We start from the raw sequence: 20184 nt of genomic DNA, 5'->3' as shown, positions 1-20184 counted from the left end.
TCCCACATAGTGCGCGCAAGGCAGGTGCCTAGCGGGCTTTGACGGTCATCTCCCCTTGCCCATCCCCCACGGCCTGCAGGTTTGGCCGGTACATCGATTCGACCTGCGGCGGCGGTACTCGGTAGGTACCCGGGGTCACTGCCCGTGCCAGGTACAGCAGGTGGGTAGTGCCGTAGCTGTCCAGCTTGAGCGCGGCGACGTAGCGGTCATCGCGATACTCCTGGTGCACCACGCTGGCATTCTGCATCGACTCGCGCCATTCCTTCACCGCACTGCTGGCGTTGTCCAGGCTGGCGGCACTCTGCGCCAGGTTCTGGTTTTCCAGCTCCAGGCCTGCCGGCAACAAGTCCACCACCAGCGCATCCGGCACCCGGTCTTCAGCCTTGAGCGCCAGGTGCACCAGCACCAGGTCGCCGCTGCGCAGGTTGTGCAGGTCCAACGGCTGGCCATTCATGCCAAGGTACTCACGGCGGATCTGCATGCCGTTGCCACCGGCCGCAGGCGCCTGGCGTGGGTAGCCCGACAAGGTCAGTTGCTGGTACAGCGTTTCGCTGCCTTGGTTCTGCACACTAAATGGCGAAGCCAGCAACGGGCCTTCGAGCTTCATGCCCGACTCGGCATTGTTGAACTCGCGCACTTCGCCCGCGCTGTCCAGGCGCGCCTGCCACTGGCCTTCCGGTTTGCCCAGCAGGCCACGGCCGGCCAGGAACAGCGCATTGCGCTCCTGGGTCGACAGCCAGCGGTTGGCCGCCAGCTCATCCGACAGGGCGAACAGGCGCTGGTCGACCTGGCGGCTGGCCAGGTTGCTTTCCTGCAGCAGCGCCAGGATCAGTGCCTGGTCGCGCAGGGCGCTACCATAGTCGGCCATCCAGCCTTTACCGCGGCTGATGCCCAGCCCTGCCTGCAGCGCCTGCTCGGCACGCGGCTTGTCGCCCATCTTGTCCAGCGCCACCGCCAGTTGCACCAGCGGCAGGCCAGAACGGGCATCGGCGCGGCGTTCGAACAGGCCACGCAGGGCACCCAGCGGCGCCTGCTGGCTGCGCGACAGCACCAATGCCGCATAGGCCTGCACGGCGAATCGGGTGTGTTCGGCGTTCTCGCTGTAGTCGACTTCGATCAGGTTGCGCTCCTGCAGGTAACGCAGCAGGCGCTCGCTGGCCTTCTTCAGCGCTTCGGCCGGCACACCATAGCCTTGGTCACGGGCGCGCAGCAGGAAGTCGGTGACATAGGCGGTCAGCCAGTATTCTTCTTCGCTGTCCGAGCTCCACAGGCCGAAGCTGCCGTTGTAGCGCTGCATGCCCAGCAGGTGCTCGATACCCATCTCGATCTTGCGCTTGCGCACATCGGCTGGCTCGCCCTTGATACCCAGGCGCTTGAGGCTGTCGGCATCGGCGTACAGCGACGGGTACAGGCCGCTGGTGGTCTGCTCCAGGCAACCGTAGGGGTAGGCTTCGAGGGCACGGATCTGCTCGGCCAGGTTCAGCGGTGGCCGGCTCGACAAGGCCAGGCTGGCTTCAAGCCCGGCGGGTTCGAAGGCGGCCAGGTCTGCTTCAGGCAGGGTCCATGGCTGGTCCTTCAAGGCCACGCGGTAGTGCTTGAGCATCGCCGGGTAGGCCGGGCGCACGCCCAGCGTCCACTCGCGCTCGAACGCACCGGTCGGCTCGTTCGGCAGCTGCAGGCCTGTAACCCGCACATGCACCTTGCCCTGCCCCAGGCCACCTTGGGCCTGTACCGGCACCATCAGCGTCGAGCGCTGGCCTTCAGCCAGGGCTACGTTCTGCACGGCGTTGGCCGCCAGGCTCAGCTGCCCTTCGGTGCTGATTTCAACGTTCAGTTGCTGGGCACGGCCCGACAGGTTGGCCAGGTCCAGCGCAAGGCTGGTGCGGTCGCCACCGGCAAGGAAGCGCGGCGCGGAGAGCTCGGCAATCAGCGGCGCGGCGACCACGGTCTTGCCTTCGGCCATGCCGAAGTGTTCCTCGGTCCAGGCCTGGGCCATCAGCCGCAGTTCGCCATTGAAGTCGGGGATATCGACCGTGGCCTGGCCCTCGCCCTTGTCGTCCAGGGTCACCGGCAGGCTCTGTTGGGCGACGATGGTCACCGTGGTGTTGGGGCGCTTGCCACCCTTGGCCATCGCCGCGTCACCACCGAACGCCAGGCTGGCCAGACGGCCCTGGCCCGCTTCGATCAACTGGCCGTAGATATCCAGCTGGTCAGCACCGTAGGCCTTGCGCCCGAACAGGCTGGCGAAGGGGTCGGGGGTCTTGAAGTCGGTGATGTTGAGAATGCCCACGTCCACCGCCGACAACAGCACATGCACCTGCCTGGGCACGCTGCCATCGGCATTTGCAGCCTTGACCTTTACGGTCAGCGGCTGTTTCGGGCGCATTTTCTCCGGCGCCTGCAGGCTCACCGCCAGCTTGCGATCGGCCCGGTTCAGCGGCAGGTGCAGCACACCTACCGCGCGTTTCGGCGTAGCGTTGGCCTTGCGTTCACCCGGGCGGATGACCAGCGCGCTGATGTACAGGTCATGGCGAGCCCACTGTTTGTCCAGCTGCACATCGAACGTCTTGCCCTCGGCGGGCACGTCGATCTCCTGCCACCACAGCGGGCCATCACTGGACTCGATCATCAGGTAGCCACTGCCGGCCGCGGGCGGCGTTACGGTGACCTTGGCGGTAGCGCCGTCGGCGTAGGCCGGTTTGTCCAGCGCCAGCTTGACCTGGTCCGGCCGCACCGCGCCGCCTTCGGCGTTGTCCTGGGCGCGGTAGCCGGCCCAGAAGCGCGCGCTGGACACCAGCCCGGTCTGCGGGTCTTCCACCTCGACACGGTACGGGCCCCATTCCACCTGGAAGCTCAGCTTGGCGGTGGAGCCGGCCTTGACGCTGACGGTCTCTTCGCTCTGGGTGAGGAATTTCTCGTTGTAGGCGTAGCTCCAGCCATCACTCTGCGAGTAGTTCCAGTAGTAGTCGCGGCGCTCTCGTACCAGCCGCACCTTGAGGTCGTTGGCCGCCAGCTTCTTGCCGTTGCGGTCGGCCACCAGGAACTCGAACTCTACCGGCCCGTCACTGTCGGTTTCCTCGCCATCGAACAGGCCACGCAGGCCTGGCAGGCGCTCGGCCGGCCAGATGGGTTGCTCCAGGCGCCGGGTGATCGGCCGGCCACCGGACTCCTGCAAGCTGGCCTGCACGGTCAGTTGCAGCGGCGAGCGGGCTTCGGCCCAGCGGCTTTCGATGTCGACCACAGCCTTGCCGGCCTGGTCGAGGGTGACTTCGTCCAGCTCCAGGTCCTGGTTCAGCTCGGTTTCGGTGACCGAGCCGAATTGGTAGCCAGGCAGCGCCGGTACCGCCTCGCGCAGCGGGCGAACATAGGCCTGGCCGCTCAGGCGGTTGCCGGCAGCCGGGGCGCCGTAGAGGTAGCGGCCATTGACCTGGATACGTGCATCCTGATCCGGAGACAACGGTTTGCTGCTGCCTTTGAGTTCCAGCGCCAGGCGCTCGGGCAGGAAGTCTTCGACGAGGAATTCGTACACCTGCTTGCGCCCGCCGCCCAGGTCGAGCAGCAGTTGCCAGCGGCCGGTCGGGGCCTCGCTGGCCAACTGCAGTTGGTACTGGTACAGGCCATTGCCGTCGGCTTCCCAGACGAATTTGCGGCTGACCTGCTCATCCGGGCGACGCACTTCCACGCTTACAGGCTGAGCCTTGACCGGCTTGCCGTCCTGGTCGCGCAGCAGGCCGTTGAGCAACACCGTTTCACCGGGGCGATACAGGTCACGTGGGCCGAAGATGAAGAACTGCAGCGGGTTTGCCTGTGGGCCAGTGATGTCGAACTCGGCCAGGTCCAGCGCCGCGCTGCTCAGGCGCAACAGCGTGGTGTGCACACCCTGGGTGGCGATCAGGGTGTCGGCCTTGGGCGTGATCGGCAGTTGGGCGTGGCCATCGCTATCGGTGCTGGCCTGGGCCAGCAGCTTGCCCTTGTCGTCATGGATTTCCAGATTTACGCCGTTCATCGCCTTGCCACCTTCCAGGGCCTGGGCGAACACATCGAGGCGGTCGCGGTAGCGGTGCGCAGACACGCCGATGTCGCTGAGGGTGAACAGCGTCGCGGGTTGCGAGTAGTCGTAGGTGCCCGAGGCACGCATCACCGCCAGGTACACGCCTGGCTCCTGCAGCGGCTTGATGCCAGCGATCGGCAGCAGCACGGTCTCGCGGGTGTTGCGTGCGGGGTTGAGGTCGAAGCGGCCGCTGTAGACCAGATCGGCCATGTCCAGGGTTTCCTTGGACTGGTAGTAGTACAGGCTGCTGTTGCGCCCCCAGTTGACCAGGAAGGTCGAGAGCATGTCCGGCTTCACGCGGAAGAACTCGACATCGACCTTGTCGACGTTGAGCGCGATCACCGGCAGGCCCTCGGCCAGGCGCGTGGGCAGCAGCGAACCGCGGCTGGCGAAGCCGATGGTCGGCTGCATGTCGCGGGTTTCCAGGCGGGTGATCGATTCCTCTTCCAGCTGCTTGCCGTTGACGGCCAGTAGGCCCTTGTCGACGGTCAGTACCAGTTTGCGCTGCGGCTCCAGGTGGCGCAGGCGCAGCTCCATCTGGTTGTCGGAGAGTTCCCAGGCGCCATCGAGCTTGCCTTTGACGGTGTCGACCAGGTGCACTTTGCTGGCGAACTCCTGCTTGGCATCCAGCGGCGCGGAAAAACTGATCGACAGCGTTGCAGCGCCATCGAGCTGCACTTCGGAAACATCCAGCACCCTCAGCTCGCGGCCCTCGTAGCGTTTGGCGAGTACAGCCGGGTCTTCGCGCTGGGGGGCAGGGGCGGCGGGCGCTGTGGCCGCCGGCTTTTCGGATGGCGCCGGCTTGTCCGGCGTCGAAGAGTCACAGGCACTGAGCAGAGCCAGCGCGCAGGCCAGCAACAATCCTTTGTTGAACATGGAGTAGAACTCTTAGGCAGCGTGTACGTGAGGGCAGCAACTATAGCGCAACTATGGTCGCGCGAATTGGCTGCATGGCCGGTACACTGCTGGCAATTTAGAAAAGCGGGGGCGCTTTGCGCCCCTTTCGCGACGCAAGGCCGCTCCCACAGGTACTGCACAGGCTTCCGGTTTGCACGCCACCTGTGGGAGCGGCCTTGTGTCGCGAAAGGGCTGCGCAGCAGCCCCAGGATTCCCCAGGACACCCGATGACCTCACTGACCACCGACTGGCAGCACCGCCCAACCCACCACAAGGTCTGGGCCCTGGCCGCGCCGATGATCCTGTCCAACATCTCCGTGCCGCTGGTAGCTCTGGTCGACAGCACGGTCATCGGCCACCTTCCCCACGCCCACCAGTTGGGTGCCGTAGCCGTGGGCGCCACGCTGTTCACCTTCATGGTCGGCCTGATGGGCTTCCTGCGCATGGGCTCCACCGGCTTCGCCGCACAGGCCGCCGGCCGTGGCGACGGTGCAGCGCTGCGCCAGGTGCTGGTACAAGGGCTGCTGCTGGCGGTCGGCTTCGCCCTGATGATCGGCTTGCTGGCCCTGCCCTTCAGCCAGCTGGCGCTGCATGCGATGCAACCCAGCGCGGCCCTGCAGCAAGCCACCGAAGACTTCTTCCATACCCGCCTGCTCGGCCTGCCCGCGGCACTGGCCAGCTACGCCCTGGTCGGCTGGTTCCTCGGCACCCAGAACGCCCGGGCACCGCTGGCCATCCTGCTGACCACGAACCTGCTCAACATCGCCTTGAACCTGTGGTTCGTGCTTGGCCTGGGTTGGGGCGTACTGGGTTCGGCGCGGGCGTCGGTGATTGCAGAATGGAGCGCCGCCCTGCTCGGCCTGGCCCTGACCCGCCCGGCCCTGCGCGCCTACCCGGGGCAGATCGTGTGGGCGGCGCTCAAGCACTGGCAGGCCTGGCGGCCGCTGCTGGCGGTGAACCGCGACATCTTCCTGCGCAGCCTGGCGTTGCAACTGGTGTTCCTGCTGATAACCGTGCAAGGCGCACGCCTGGGCGAGGCCACCGTGGCGGCCAATGCCCTGCTGCTCAACGGCCTGCTGTTGACTGCCTATGCGCTCGACGGGTTGGCGCATGCGGTGGAGGCCCTGTGCGGCCATGCCATTGGTGCTCGCGACCGCGACACCCTGCGCCGCTCGCTGGTGGTGGCCGGTGGCTGGTCGCTGATCACCAGCCTGGGGTTTGCCGGGTTGTTCCTGCTGGGCGGGTACCTGTTCATCGATTTGCAGACCGACATCGAGAGTGTGCGGGCAGCGGCCTATCCGTACCTGCCGTACCTGGCATTGCTGCCGTTGATTGCGGTGTGGAGCTATTTGCTGGATGGCTTGTTCATTGGCGCGACACGGGCGCGGGAGATGCGTAATGCAATGCTGGTGTCGGTGGTGATTGCGCTGCCCTTGGGAGTGCTCATGGGTGGGTTTGGCAACCATGGATTGTGGTTGGCGTTTCTCGGGTTCATGGCGTTGCGGGCGGTGACGTTGGGGTGGGTGGGGTGGCGGTTGCAGGAAAAAGGTGGGTGGATTCAGTAATGCCGGGGCCGCTTTGCAGCCCATCGCGACGCAAGGCCGCTCCAACATTGATCAGCGTACGCAGGACTTTGTGGGAGCGGCCTTGTGTCGCGAAATGAGGGCGAAGCCCTCACCTGCGGACTCACAGCCACACACAATCCCAATGTGGATAATCACCAGCCCGCCGCACCAGACCAGCCCGAATGGGATTGGCGATGATGTAGCGCGCCACTGCCCTCACATCCTCCTCGCGGCGCAACGCCCGGTCATGAAAGCTGGTCTGCCAGATATGCCGCCTGTCAGCCCCCACCTTGTACAGCGCACAACTGCTTCTGGACTTGAACTCGCACATCAGCCTACCCAGGCTCAACGGCCCAAGTTCAATAAGCCAATGAAGATGATCCGGCATCAAGACCCACGCCAAAGATCGACACGCCTTGCGCTCTTCGCTGAGCCGCAATTGCTGGATAACTGCTCTGGCGAACAAGAAGTTCTTGAACAACGGTGTTCGGTTGCGAGTGGTTGTGGTGAGCAGGTAGAGACGCCCTGGTTCGGACACTCGGCCACTACGTAAACGATGGGAGCCGGGACTTTCCATGTCATCCTCCTTTGAACATTGCATTCAAAGGTAGCGGCGCTGATGCGATAGCCGAGGACTGGACCATTACCAGGTATGACGCGGTGAGGGCTTCGCCCTCATATCGCGACGCTAGGCCGCTCCCACAAAAAAGCGGGAGCGGCCTGGCGGTTAAGACGACAGGTACGAAGACCGCGTCAACCCAAGGCGCAAGGCATCCAGGAACTGGGTCCGCTCCCGCGCAGTGATCTTGGCGCTGGCGACCTTGTCACGGTAGTGGGTCATCAACTCCTCCGGCGACAGGTGCACATAGCGCAGCATGTCTTCGATGGTGTCGTGGGTCTCGATACCGGCGTGGTACACGCTACCGTCGGCGTTCTGATAGATGTTCACCGAGTCGGTGTCACCGAACAGGTTGTGCATGTCACCGAGGATTTCCTGATAGGCACCGACCAGGAACACACCCAGCAGGTAGTCCTCGCCCTCCTTCACCGCATGCACCGGCATGCTGGTCTCGATGCTCTGCTCGTCAACGTACTGGTTGATCTTGCCGTCGGAGTCGCAGGTAAGGTCCTGCAGCACGGCACGACGCATCGGCTCTTCGTCCAGGCGGTGAAGCGGGATGATCGGCAGTACCTGGCCGATGGCCCAGGTGTCCGGCAGGCTCTGGAACACCGAGAAGTTGCAGATGTACTTGTCGGCCAGCTTGTCGTTCAGCTCGTCCAGCACCTGGCGGTGCGAGCGCTGGCGGGCTTTCAGCGAGTTGTGCAGGCGGCGGCACACGGCAAAGTAGCACTGCTCGGCCAGGGCCTTCTCGGCCAGGCTGATCTTGCCATCGGCATACTGCGCGGCCACGTCACCCATGTAGTGGGTGGCGCGCCAGTAGGTCTCGGTCACCATTTCGATATCGGTCGGGCCGAGCAGGTCGACCAGCCACTGGACGGTCTCGGGCAGGGCTTCCTTGTTCTCGATGGTCGGCACCTCGTCGTTGTGCTTCTCGACGTCGGTCACCTGGATCACCAGCATGGCGTGGTGCGCGGTCAGCGAACGGCCGCTTTCGGAGAAGATGTGCGGGTGCGGCAGGCCCTGCGCGTCGCAGAACTCCTTGAGCATGCCCACCACCACGCCGGCGTAGTCGTCCATGTCGTAGTTGATCGAGCTGGCGTTGCGCGAGTGGGTGCCGTCGTAGTCCACACCCAAACCACCGCCAACGTCGATATGGTCGACCGGCAGGCCCAGCGCACGCAGCTCACCGTAGTAACGAATGGCTTCCTTGAAGCCGTGCTGGTAGTCGGCCAGGTTGGCGATCTGCGAACCCATGTGGAAGTGCAGCAGGCGGATGCCCTGGTCCAGGCCGGCATCGCGGAAGCGCTGTACCACCGAGATCAGCTGAGCGGCGGACAAACCGAACTTGGACTTCTCGCCACCGGTGTCGGCCCACTTGCTCGAAGCCAGCGACGAAAGGCGCACGCGCAGGCCGACCTGCGGCTTGACCTTGAGCTCGGCGGCCTCGTCGATCACCAGGGCCACTTCCGACTCTTTCTCGATGACGATGAACACGTTGTGGCCAAGCTTCTGGCCCATCAGCGCCAGGCGAATGAACTCGCGGTCCTTGTAGCCGTTGCAGACGATGGTGCCGCCCTTCGGCGCCAGCGCCAGCACGGCCAGCAGCTCAGGCTTGGAGCCGGCTTCCAGGCCGATGGAGACGTTCTGCGTGGCGATGATGTTTTCCACCACCGCTTCCTGCTGGTTGACCTTGATCGGGTACAGCGCGGTGTACTTGCTCTGGTACTCCAGGCGCGCGATGTTGGCGTCGAAGGCGCCGGTCAGCTGGCGCACGCGGTCCTGCAGAATGTCGGGGAAGCGCACCAGCAATGGCAGCGACAGGCCGCTCTGGCGCAGTTCGTCGACCTGTTCGAACAGGTCGATCGGCGCGCTTTTCGGGCCGTTGGGGCGTACTTCGACGCGCCCGGCTTCATTGATGGCGAAATAACCAGCGCCCCAATGACGGATGCCATAAACACTGCGGCTGTCGGCCACGGTCCATTGGCTACCATCGTCTTTGCGTGTGCGTCGTACGGACATTCAAGTCCCCTATAGATAAGTCGAAGACACTGCCCCGCAAGGAGGCGGGCGCAGTGTAGAAGCCAAAAATGACGATTCGTCCGCGCCCTGGGGTAGACCCTGGTCACGGCAACGAGTTTAGAAAGCACTGGGCAAAAAATCGCGTGGCCGTATCAGCCGCCGGACTTTTTCGCCTTGAAGCCCTGCCTGGTCAGCTCACCGATCAGCAGTTCGACATGGTCGCCCTGGATTTCGATGACCCCGTCCTTCAGGGCGCCACCAGTACCGCAGCGGCGCTTGAGGGCAGAGGCCAGCTCCTTGAGCTGATCGAGCGGCAACGGCACACCAGTGACGGTGGTCACGGTCTTGCCGCCGCGGCCCTTGCTTTCGCGGCGCACACGGGCAATGCCATCGCCTTCGGGGATGACCTGCTGCTTGCAGGTACAGGCATCTACCGGCTGGCCACAGTCGGGGCAGTGCCGACCGGCGTCGGTGGAGTAAACGAGACCGCCAAGGGCGGCGAAGGAAGAAGCTTTCTTGGCCACTTTTGTTCCTCTGTGCTGAGGACAAAAACTGGTCGGCCCCAGGGGGTTGAGCCCGACCGCGAAGCCCCACTCTGGCAGGGGCGGCGCTACCACCGCAAGACCTGCGGCAGCCCGAAAAGGGCGCGCAGTTTAACGATAAATCCGGCTGTTGCTAAGTACTGGATTGCGGCATTTTGCGAATGTTTTGCGACCCCTTCGCGGGTGAACCCGCTCCCACAGGTACCGCGCAGGTTTCACGACCTGTGAAATCCCTGTGGGAGCGGGTTTACCCGCGAAGGGGCCGGCATGGGCCACGCATCTATTTGAGGCTTGCTTTATAGCGCTGCAAGGCCGCCAACGAGTCCGGGCAATACGGCTTGGTCAGGCTTTCTTGCTCAGCCTGCTCCAGGCCAATGAAGCGCGCCTCGATCACCTCTTCCGGCTGTAACCGCAACGGAGCATCCGACACCGCCGAATACACCGCACACCACAAGTGGTTATCCGGCTGGTCAAAGTAGAACCGCTCATGAAAACGCAGCTCCACACCGTCGATCCCCAGCTCCTCGGCCAACTCCCGCGCCGCCGACTCGGCATACGCCTCCCCGGCCGTCACCATGCCGCCTGCCGCCACATCCCAGTACCCCGGGTACAGCGCCTTGCTCAGGGTCCGCCGGTGCACGCACAGCTCACCGGCACTGTTGAACAGCAGAATGAACGTGCAACGCCCTATCAGGCCGCGCTCGCGCAGCTCGGCGCGGGGCAAGGCCCCCAGCACCTGGTCGGCTTCGTCCACCCAGGTGACCAATTCTCGGTCGGAGGCCGCCCGATGTGCGGCCTCGGTCGGGCTGATAGCCATCATCAACCTTGCGACAGCAGCTGACGCAGGTCGATGACCGCCGCGTTGGCCCGGGAAATGTAGTTGGCCATGACCAGCGAGTGGTTGGCCCACATGCCGAAGCCGCTGCCGTTGAGCACCATCGGGCTCCACAGGGCTTCCTGCGAGGCTTCCAGCTCACGGATTATCTGGCGCACGCTGACCGTGGCGTTCTTCTTCGCCAGCACGTCGGCAAAGTCCACCTCGATGGCGCGCAGCAGGTGCGACAACGCCCAGGCCTGGCCACGGGCTTCGTAGAACACGTTGTCGATCTGCAGCCATGGGGTTTCCACCAACTCCTCGTCCACCTGCGGCGCCTGGCCGGCGACCACCGACTCGGTCTTGAGCGTGGTGTTGAGCTTGACTCGGCCAACGCTGGCCGAAAGACGCTGCGACAGCGAACCCAGGCGGGTGGCCACGTCACCCAGCCAGTTGTTCAGGTTGTCGGCACGGGTGTAGAAGATCGCGCCCTTGTCGCCGGCAGCCAGACGGGTCTGGTAGCGGGTCAGCGACTTGATGCCCTCTTCGAACTCCGACTCGCTCGACGGCAGGATCCAGCTCTTGTTGTCGAAGTTGAAACGCGGTTCGGCCTTGGCCAGGTCGGCGTCTTCGGTCGACTGCGACTGCGAACGGGCGAAGTCCTTGCGCAGGGCACGGGATAGGTCGCGCACCTGGACCAGCACGCCATATTCCCAGCTCGGCATGTTGTCCATCCACAGCCCTGGCGGGAAGCGGTCGTTGGAAATGTAGCCGCCGGGCTTGTTCAGCAAGGTGCCGGCCACGGTCTTGAGGGTTTCGATGGTGGTGTAGCCCACCACCATCTGCTGGCCGGTACGCTCGGCGGCGGCCTGGGCGTTCTGCTGCACCGGGAACAGCTCCGGCTCCTGGCTCCAGTACCAGCCCAGGCCGATACACACCAGCAGGTACAACCCGATCAGAGTCCCCAGGGCACGGCTCCAGAGGCCGCCAAGGTAGCTACGGGCCGCGGCGCCACGGCCGTCGACACGCTCGCGGGGCTCGGCTTTGGCCTCGCGGTTTTTCCAGTCCAGCATGGCTTTGTCCTTAATCAGTCACGACGGTTCAGGGGCTTTGACCACAGGCCTGCGCCAGGGTGCCACGGCAAGCCCGCGTGGCAGCACTATAAAGCAGACACCGCCTTACGCATAAGCGACCAATCGGTCAGCAACTGAATATTCGTTCCGGCAGCTTTGTTGATGCAGGGCACTCACGCACCTGAAAAGAACTGCTAGCATAGAGCCATCATTGCCCCTGCACACCCCAACCTACAAGTAGCCAGGACATGAGCCAAGCAGCCGAGCCGAGCCCGCTGTGCCCCGCCCAACAGCTGTCGCGTAGCGGCCTGCGCAAGGACGACCCGCTCGATCAGGTGCTGCTGCCGCCCCTGCGAAAGCCGGTGTACATCCTGCTGCAGGACCACGAGCGTGCGCAGCGGCTGGCCCAGCAACTGGAATTCTTTGGCCTGGTGGTTCAGGCGCTGGCCAATGCCGCGGCGTTTCAGGCCTCGATCGGCGAATACCCGCCCTCGGCCATCATCATGGATGTCGATTTCAACGGTGCCGGCCAAGGCCTGCTGCTGGCTGCCCAGGTGCAGCAGGGGCTGGCCCGGCATATACCGCTGCTGTTCTTCAGCCACCACGAAACCGACACCCCGACCCGCCTGGCCGCAGTGCGCGCCGGTGGCCAGGACTTCCTCACTGGCACCCTGGAAGCCTCCAGCCTGCTGGAGAAGATCGAACTGCTGACCAATGCCACCCAGCATGACCCGTTGCGCGTGCTGATCATCGACGACTCGCGCACCCAGGCCTTGTATACCGAGCGCGTGCTGGCCAGCGCCGGCATGATTACCCGCAGCCTGACCGACCCGATCCGCACCATGGCCGAGCTGGCCGACTTCCAGCCCGACCTGATCATCCTCGACCTGTACATGCCAGCCTGCACCGGCCCTGAGCTGGCCAAGGTGATCCGCCACAGCGACCGTTATGTGAGCGTGCCGATCATCTACCTGTCTGCCGAGGACGACCTGGACAAACAGCTGGATGCCATGAGCGAAGGCGGTGATGACTTCCTGACCAAACCGTTTCGCTCACGCCACCTGATCACCACCGTACGCAACCGCGCCGCACGCGCCCGGCACCTGAAGGCGCGCATGGTGCGCGACAGCCTGACGGGGTTGTATAACCACACCCACATTCTGCAACTGCTGGAAGACTGCAGCTTCCGCGCCCGTCGCGAGCAGCAGCCGTTGAGCTTTGCCATGCTCGACATCGACCACTTCAAGAAGATCAACGACCGCCACGGCCACCCCATGGGCGACCGGGTGATCAAGAGCCTGGCGCTGTTTCTCAAGCAGCGCTTGCGCAAGACCGATTTTATTGGCCGTTACGGTGGTGAAGAGTTCGCCATTGTCATGCCCAATACCGCGCTGGACGCAGCGCACAAGGTGCTGGACGAAATCCGCCGGCGCTTTGCCGAGATTCTCTACCCGGCGCAGCCGCGGGACTTGCAGTGCACCTTCAGTGCAGGGGTGGTGCAAATGGATGAGGGGCTGGATGCGCTGACCATGGCCAGTGCGGCGGACGAGGCGCTGTACCGGGCCAAGCATGCCGGGCGTAATTGCGTGGTGCGTGTGGAGCCCTGAACCAAACTTTGCCTGTGCCGGCCTCTTCGCGGCTGAAGCCGCTCCCACAGGTACTCCACCGGACTGACGGATTGCGCAATCCCTGTGGGAGCGGCTTCAGCCGCGAAGAGGCCGGCACAGGTTAAAATAGAGGCACTGTGCCACTTTTTTATGGTGCCAACCCCCTGCCGTCATCACGCCGTCACAAGATCGCAATAACTTCAGCCACCGACCTCCCCTCCTCCCCGCAGGAAGCTCGCGGCTATGCGCCTGAAGTGGCTGACCAATTTCAACACCTTGTTGCTGGTAACCGTGTGTATCGCCCTGGGCGCCACCCTTTGGTGGTCGCAGCGGGCCCTTGAGCGCCCCTACCAGTTGATGGAGCGCTACCTGGGCCTGTCCCAGCAGTTCCAGAACCAGGCGGCGCGCAATATCCAGGCGTACCTGAGCAGCGGTGATGCCCTGCGCCACGCCGCAGCGATGGAGGCCAACCAGCACCTGCAGGCCGCGCTGGCCGAATGGCCCAGCGAACTGGCCGACAAACTGCGCCCCAGCCTGGACAGCCTGCAAGCCTTTACCGCCGAGGAGCTGCTGGCCGCCGGCAAACTGGCCGGCGACCCGCAAGCCCTGCTGCTGCAAGCCGAGCGGGAATTGGGCGCCAACTTCGAACAACTGGCCGGCTACGCCCGCGACAGCGGCAGCGCCGACGCCAACCGCTATCTGATGCCACTGCTCGGCGCCACCGTGCACCTCGGTCGCCTGTCGCTGGCCCGGGACAAGCTGGTCAGCAGCGGCCGCCCGGAGCTGGCCGACGAAGTGGAGCGCGAGCTGCAACTGATCCGTGCCCAGGCCCAGGCGATCGACGCCTTGCCCTTGCTGGGCGTAACCCGTAGCGCCGAATCCGGTGCCGACGACTTCGCCGCGATGATGGGCCTGGAAACCCAGGCCAGCGCCCAGCAGGAAGACATTGCCGTCGGCCTCAAGCGAGAACTGCAGAGCCTGCTCGGCCGTTACCCGGCCGAACTGCAGCGCACCCGCGAACAGATCGAGCGCCGCGTCGCCCTGGCTGCCAGCACCGGCCAGCGCCTGGAGGCCGTGCAGCAGGCCATTGCGGCGCTGGAACCCGAGGTACGCGGCCAGCATGCGAAAATTGCCGCCGAAGTGCGCATCATCCAGGGCCTGATGATCGGCCTGATCCTGCTTATCGCCTTGCTCATCGACACTTTGCAACGCCGCTTGGCGCGCACCTTGACCGGCCTGGCCCCGGCCCTGTCGCGCTGGGCCGAGGGTGACTTCGCCGAGGCCATCGCCCTGGGCAGGACCAACCGTGAACTGCGCGACATCCAGGAATCGCTCAACCGCCTGCGCCAGTATCTGGTGGAACTGGTCGGCACCATCCGGCACAACGCCGAGCAGGTGGCAGGTAGCAGCCACGCCCTGGCCGGCATGAGCGCCGCCCTGCATGACGGCGCCGAACGCCAGGCCGGCGACACCGGGCAGATCCGCGATGCCCTGGGTGAACTGGAAGCGACCATCCAGCAAGTGGCCGGCGACGCCAGCGCCGCAGCCGACGCCAGTCGCGATGCCGGACGTGCAGTGGAGCAGGGTCAGGCGGTGATCGGCCAGAGCCTGACGGGCCTGCGTGAGTTGGTCGACGAGGTGCAGGGCAACGCTCGCATGATCGAACAACTGGCGGAGGAGTCGGCCACCATCGGCGGCGTGCTGACGGTGATCCGCTCTATTGCCGAGCAGACCAACCTGCTGGCGCTCAATGCCGCGATCGAAGCGGCCCGCGCCGGTGAGATGGGCCGTGGTTTTGCCGTGGTGGCCGATGAGGTGCGTTCGCTGGCACAACGCACTACCGGGGCGACTGGCGAGATTCAGGTACTGATCGACCGCTTGCAGCAGGCAGCCAGAAGTTCGGTGACCGGGATGCGTGCGCAGCTTGAGCATGCCGAGGCCACGGCCAACCAGGCCCAGGCGGCGGATGGGGCGCTGGACGAGATTGTCTGTGCCATTCGCACCATTTCGGATACAGCGGTGCGGATTGCCGATGTCACGGCGCAACAGAGTGGTGCCGTGAGTGAGATTCGCGACCACAGCGAGCGGATTCACGAGCTGGGTGAGGACAACCTGCAGCGCATTGGCGAGGGGCGCGAGCAAGGCGAGCAGTTGCTGAGCCTGGGCGGTGAACTGAACCGGGCGGTGCGGGCCTTCAGAGTCTGAAAAGGCATACGCTGTACCTTTGTGGGAGCGGCCTTGTGTCGCGAAAGGGGTGCGAAGCGCCCCCAGTATCTGTGCATCACAGCTGATATTGCCGGGGCCGCGTTGCGGCCCTTTCGCGACACAAGGCCGCTCCCATAGGTACAGCATATGCCTCGAGGTTGGAGCAGGCCCTGTGGGAGCGGGTTTACCCGCGAAGAGGCCGGCACAGGCAGCACATCAGCCAGCGGCCATGTGTCGCCCCCGCCACCAGCATGGCCCCAACCTGCACCAACTCCGCTATCATGCCCAGCACGTTTCACCTCGCGAGTCCGCCATGCGCCGCCTGTTTTTCCTGCTGTTCCTGCTGCTGGCCAGCCCTGCCTTCGCCACAGGCCTGCTCGACAACCGCCCCAGCGCCACCCTCGGCGCAGCTTCGCTGACCAATAATGCCGACTTTCTGCCGGTACACGAGGCCTTCAAGCTCAGCCTGGTCCAGGCCGATGCGCAAACCATCAAGCTGCGCTTCGTCGCTACCGACGGCTACTACCTCTACCGCCACCGCTTCCAGTTCCGCACCGAACCGGCCGACATTGCCCTGGGCACACCAAGCATCCCCAAGGGCGAGGCCAAGCACGATGAGTTCTTCGGTGATGTCGAGGTGTACCACGGCGTGCTCGATATCGAGCTGCCGCGCAACGACCCGCGTGCCTTCACCCTGTTGGTGGGCTACCAGGGCTGCGCCGACAAAGGCCTGTGCTACCCGCCGGAAACCGCACGCCTGAGCATCGATGGCGAAGGCGGCGCAAGCACCCCGGCCAGCGCTGAACACGCCTGGACCTGGAAGTCGCTGGCGCTGTTCTTCCTCGCCGGAGTAGGCCTGACGTTCACCCCCTGCGTGCTGCCGATGCTGCCGATCCTTTCCGGCGTGGTGCTGCGTGGCCAGGCCGGCGGCCTGCGCGGGCTGGCGCTGTCGCTGGCCTACGTGCTGCCGATGGCAGCCAGCTTCGCTGTACTCGGTGCCCTGATGGGGCTGTTCGGCGCCGGCCTGAACCTGCAGGCGCGCCTGCAGTCGGCCTGGGTGCTGGTGCCCTTCGCGCTGTTCTTCGTGGTGTTCGCCCTGGCCATGTTCGGCCTGTTCGAACTGAAACTGCCGCAAGCCCTGAGCAACCGCCTGAACAATGTCGCCAACCACACCCGGGGCGGCTCGCTGCTGGGCGCGGCAATACTGGGCGTACTCTCCAGCCTGCTGGTTTCGCCCTGTGTGTCGGCGCCGCTGGCCGGTGCGTTGCTGTACATCAGCGCCAGCGGCGATGCCCTGGGCGGTGCACTCAAGCTGTTCGCCCTTGGCCTGGGCATGGGCGCACCATTGCTGCTGGTGGCCACCGGTGGCGCGGCCTGGCTACCGAAAAGCGGCCCTTGGCTGAACACGGTGAAGAACGCCATCGGCGTTCTGCTGCTGGGCTTGGTCATCGGTTTGCTCAGCCGTGTGCTGCCAGGCCCGCTGACCTTGCTGCTGGTCGGTTTCCTTGCCGCTGGCGTGGCGCTGTTCCTCGGTGCTCTCGAATTTGTCGTCAAGACCGCACGCCAGCGCCTGGCCCAACTGCTCGGTCTGGCCTTGCTGGTGTATGCCCTGGCCTGCTGGTATGGCGCCCTCAGCGGCCAAGGCGACCCGCTACGCCCGCTACCGCCGGCAACCCTTGTCGCCACCGGCAACGGGCCGGCGGTGCAGGCGCAGAGCTGGCAGACCATCACTACACCCGCCGCACTGGACGCAGCACTGGAGCAGGCCAAGGAGGCCGGCCAGCCGGTACTGCTGGACTGGTACGCCGACTGGTGCATCAGCTGCAAGGTGATCGAGCGCGAGGTGCTCACCGCCCCGCAGGTGCAAGCACAACTGGCTGGCTTCAAGCTGCTGCGTTTCGACATCACCGAAAGCAATGCCGAACAACGCAGCCTGCTGGACCGCTACCAGCTGTTCGGCCCTCCCGCCTTGTTGTTCTTTGCCGCGAACGGTAGCGAAATAACCGCTGATCGGGTCATTGGCGAGATAAATGCCGGCGAATTTGCACAAATTCTGACACGCGTGCGCGGCAAAGTCGGTCTATAACTTCCCGCGAGCTGTGAAAAATCCTGAAATCAGTGACCGAATTTAATTATCCGGTCACATACTTCGCGCGAACCTCGGACATCGTGCTGGCTATTGCCGGGAACTGGACACTTGCCGTCGCTTTACGGCACACTCGCCGCGCTGTGTCGAATTGCCCTACAAATCCAAGGAATCCGCAGATGGCAACGCTACTGGTGCTCCACGGCCCCAACCTCAACCTGCTCGGTACCCGCGAGCCTGGCCATTACGGCGCCGTGACCCTGGCCCAGATCAACCAGGACCTGGAGCAACGTGCCCGCGCCGCAGGCCACCATCTGCAGTACCTGCAGAGCAACGCCGAATACGAACTGATCGACCGCATTCACGCCGCACGCAACGAGGGTGTGGACTTCATCCTGATCAATCCGGCTGCTTTCACCCACACAAGCGTCGCATTACGTGACGCATTGCTTGCGGTGAGCATCCCATTCATCGAAGTGCACCTGTCCAACGTGCACAAACGCGAACCGTTCCGCCACCACTCCTACTTTTCCGATGTTGCCGTAGGGGTGATTTGCGGTCTGGGCGCCAGCGGTTATCGCTTGGCCCTGGAGTCCGCGCTGGAACAACTGGCTGCCAACGCACAGCCCAAATGATGAAAACCCTGGCCTCGGTGGGCCAGGGTTCGAGAGAAACGTTTCAGATACGTTTTTTGTATTTCGCCCCCTGACCGAACCTTTGGGAGTTGATGATTAATGGATATCCGTAAAGTCAAGAAACTGATCGAGCTGCTGGAAGAGTCTGGCATCGACGAACTGGAGATCAAGGAAGGCGAAGAGTCGGTCCGTATCAGCCGTCACAGCAAGACCCCAGCTGCCCAGCAGTACTTCGCACCGGCTCCGGTAGCCGCTGCCCCTGTTGCTGCCCCAGTCGCCGCTGCCGCTCCGGCCGCCGAAGCCGCTGCCGCTGCCCCGGCCCTGAAAGGCACCGTGATCCGCTCGCCGATGGTAGGTACCTTCTACCGCAAGCCTTCGCCGACCTCGCCGAACTTCGCTGAAGTTGGCCAGACCGTGAAGAAAGGCGACACCCTGTGCATCGTCGAAGCCATGAAGATGATGAACCACATCGAAGCCGATGTTGGCGGTGTCATCGACGCCATCCTGGTAGAAGACGGCCAGCCGGTTGAGTTCGACCAGCCGCTGTTCACCGTCGTTTGAATCGCGGAGAGCCAACGATGTCTGGGAAGCTCGAAAAAGTCCTGATCGCCAACCGCGGGGAAATTGCCCTGCGGATCCTGCGTGCCTGCAAAGAGCTGGGCATCAAGACCGTCGCAGTGCACTCCACTGCCGACCGTGAACTGATGCACCTGGGCCTGGCAGACGAGTCGGTCTGCATCGGCCCTGCATCGTCCAAGGATTCCTACCTGCATATCCCGGCGATCATCGCTGCCGCCGAAGTGACCGGCGCCACCGCGATCCACCCGGGCTACGGCTTCCTGGCGGAAAACGCCGATTTCGCCGAGCAGGTGGAAAAATCCGGTTTCGCCTTCATCGGCCCGAAAGCCGACACCATTCGCCTGATGGGCGACAAGGTTTCGGCCAAGGACGCGATGATCAAGTCGGGCGTACCGACCGTGCCGGGCTCCGATGGCCCACTGCCGGAAGATGAAGAAGTCGCCCTGGCGATTGCTCGTGACGTCGGCTACCCAGTGATCATCAAGGCCGCCGGTGGCGGTGGTGGTCGCGGCATGCGCGTGGTGCACAAGGAAGAGGACCTGATTGCCTCGGCCAAGCTCACCCGTACCGAAGCCGGTGCAGCCTTCGGCAACCCGATGGTCTACCTGGAGAAGTTCCTGACCAACCCACGCCACGTGGAAGTACAGGTACTGTCCGACGGCCAAGGCAACGCCATCCACCTGGGTGACCGTGACTGCTCGCTGCAGCGCCGACACCAGAAGGTACTGGAAGAAGCGCCAGCCCCGGGCATCGACGAAAAAGCCCGTCAGGAAGTGTTCAAGCGCTGCGTCGATGCGTGCATCGAGATCGGCTACCGTGGTGCGGGTACTTTCGAGTTCCTGTACGAAAACGGCCGCTTCTACTTCATCGAGATGAACACCCGCGTGCAGGTTGAGCACCCGGTGTCGGAGATGGTTACCGGTATCGACATCGTCAAGGAGATGCTGAGCATCGCCGCTGGCAACAAGCTGTCGTTCCGCCAGGAAGACGTGGTCATTCGTGGCCATGCGCTAGAATGCCGTATCAACGCCGAAGACCCGAAGAAGTTCATCCCGAGCCCAGGCAAGGTGAAGCACTTCCACGCCCCGGGCGGCAACGGCGTGCGTGTGGATTCGCACCTGTACAGCGGTTACTCGGTTCCGCCGAACTACGACTCGCTGATTGGCAAGCTGATCACCTACGGCAAGGACCGCGACGAAGCCATGGCGCGCATGCGCAATGCCCTGGACGAGATCGTCGTCGACGGCATCAAGACCAACATCCCGCTGCACCGCGACCTGGTGCGTGATGAAGGTTTCTGCAAAGGCGGCGTCAACATTCACTACCTCGAGCACAAACTGGCTAGCCAGGAGTGATCGTGTAGTGTGATGTACCGAAAACCCCGGACTTGTTCCGGGGTTTTTTATTGCCTGGGGGATCCTGGGGCCGCTTTGCGGCCCATCGCGACACAAGGCCGCTCCCACAGGGTTTTGCAAGGCCTCGAGGTTGA

13 protein-coding genes are annotated in these 20184 nt (G+C 64.2%); 7 read left to right on the top strand and 6 right to left on the bottom strand.

All coding sequences use genetic code 11. From position 1 onward, the window contains the following. Nucleotides 1-28: 28 nt before the first annotated feature. On the bottom strand, nucleotides 29-4927 hold the full coding sequence (locus tag IRZ77_RS18785) for an alpha-2-macroglobulin family protein (RefSeq protein ID WP_108481549.1): 4899 nt from the start codon (nucleotides 4925-4927) through the stop codon (nucleotides 29-31). Nucleotides 4928-5175: 248 nt separating this feature from the next. Here IRZ77_RS18785 and IRZ77_RS18780 point away from each other — a divergent pair, with 248 nt between their 5' ends. Then, complete coding sequence (locus IRZ77_RS18780; RefSeq protein ID WP_108481550.1) at nucleotides 5176-6513, top strand: MATE family efflux transporter; 1338 nt, start codon at nucleotides 5176-5178, stop codon at nucleotides 6511-6513. 121 nt (nucleotides 6514-6634) lie between these two features. Here IRZ77_RS18780 and IRZ77_RS18775 read toward each other — a convergent pair whose 3' ends face one another. From IRZ77_RS18775 to IRZ77_RS18755, 5 genes are all read right to left on the bottom strand, one after another. Then, nucleotides 6635-7090, bottom strand: coding sequence for an REP-associated tyrosine transposase (locus tag IRZ77_RS18775; protein ID WP_108481551.1), 456 nt, complete (start codon nucleotides 7088-7090; stop codon nucleotides 6635-6637). 150 nt (nucleotides 7091-7240) lie between these two features. Next, complete coding sequence (speA, locus tag IRZ77_RS18770; RefSeq protein ID WP_046616837.1) at nucleotides 7241-9154, bottom strand: arginine decarboxylase; 1914 nt, start codon at nucleotides 9152-9154, stop codon at nucleotides 7241-7243. Between the two features lie 152 nt (nucleotides 9155-9306). Beyond that, nucleotides 9307-9678, bottom strand: a complete 372-nt coding sequence (locus IRZ77_RS18765) for a translation initiation factor Sui1 (protein ID WP_046616836.1) — start codon at nucleotides 9676-9678, stop codon at nucleotides 9307-9309. Nucleotides 9679-9976: 298 nt separating this feature from the next. Next, on the bottom strand, nucleotides 9977-10513 hold the full coding sequence (locus IRZ77_RS18760) for an NUDIX hydrolase (RefSeq protein ID WP_046615997.1): 537 nt from the start codon (nucleotides 10511-10513) through the stop codon (nucleotides 9977-9979). Nucleotides 10514-10515: 2 nt separating this feature from the next. After that, nucleotides 10516-11583 carry a DUF2333 family protein gene (locus IRZ77_RS18755; RefSeq protein WP_046615996.1) on the bottom strand — a complete coding sequence of 356 codons (1068 nt, stop codon included), beginning with the start codon at nucleotides 11581-11583 and terminating at the stop codon, nucleotides 10516-10518. A gap of 248 nt (nucleotides 11584-11831) precedes the next feature. Here IRZ77_RS18755 and IRZ77_RS18750 point away from each other — a divergent pair, with 248 nt between their 5' ends. The 6 genes from IRZ77_RS18750 (at nucleotide 11832) to accC (ending at nucleotide 20050) form a co-directional block, all read left to right on the top strand. Next, nucleotides 11832-13190: a diguanylate cyclase gene (locus IRZ77_RS18750; RefSeq protein ID WP_085601441.1), complete on the top strand. Its 1359-nt coding sequence runs from the start codon at nucleotides 11832-11834 to the stop codon at nucleotides 13188-13190. 243 nt (nucleotides 13191-13433) lie between these two features. Beyond that, nucleotides 13434-15395: a methyl-accepting chemotaxis protein gene (locus tag IRZ77_RS18745; protein WP_108481552.1), complete on the top strand. Its 1962-nt coding sequence runs from the start codon at nucleotides 13434-13436 to the stop codon at nucleotides 15393-15395. A 313-nt stretch (nucleotides 15396-15708) separates the two neighbouring features. Continuing rightward, the gene (locus IRZ77_RS18740) at nucleotides 15709-17481 is read left to right on the top strand and encodes a protein-disulfide reductase DsbD (RefSeq protein WP_196174105.1); all 1773 of its coding nucleotides are present in this window, start codon (nucleotides 15709-15711) and stop codon (nucleotides 17479-17481) included. A gap of 179 nt (nucleotides 17482-17660) precedes the next feature. Next, on the top strand, nucleotides 17661-18116 hold the full coding sequence (gene aroQ, locus IRZ77_RS18735) for a type II 3-dehydroquinate dehydratase (protein ID WP_003255330.1): 456 nt from the start codon (nucleotides 17661-17663) through the stop codon (nucleotides 18114-18116). A gap of 99 nt (nucleotides 18117-18215) precedes the next feature. After that, entirely contained in the window at nucleotides 18216-18677 is a 462-nt protein-coding gene (gene accB, locus IRZ77_RS18730; protein ID WP_015268813.1) for an acetyl-CoA carboxylase biotin carboxyl carrier protein, read from the top strand. 17 nt (nucleotides 18678-18694) lie between these two features. After that, nucleotides 18695-20050, top strand: a complete 1356-nt coding sequence (accC, locus tag IRZ77_RS18725; protein ID WP_046615992.1) for an acetyl-CoA carboxylase biotin carboxylase subunit — start codon at nucleotides 18695-18697, stop codon at nucleotides 20048-20050. The last annotated feature ends 134 nt before the right edge of the window (nucleotides 20051-20184 follow it).

This window comes from Pseudomonas pudica (assembly GCF_015680405.1).
In the GTDB taxonomy this organism is placed as follows: Bacteria; Pseudomonadota; Gammaproteobacteria; order Pseudomonadales; family Pseudomonadaceae; genus Aquipseudomonas; species Aquipseudomonas pudica.
The sequence above is the reverse complement of the archived record's forward strand: the minus strand, read 5'-3'. Positions and strand labels throughout refer to the sequence as shown.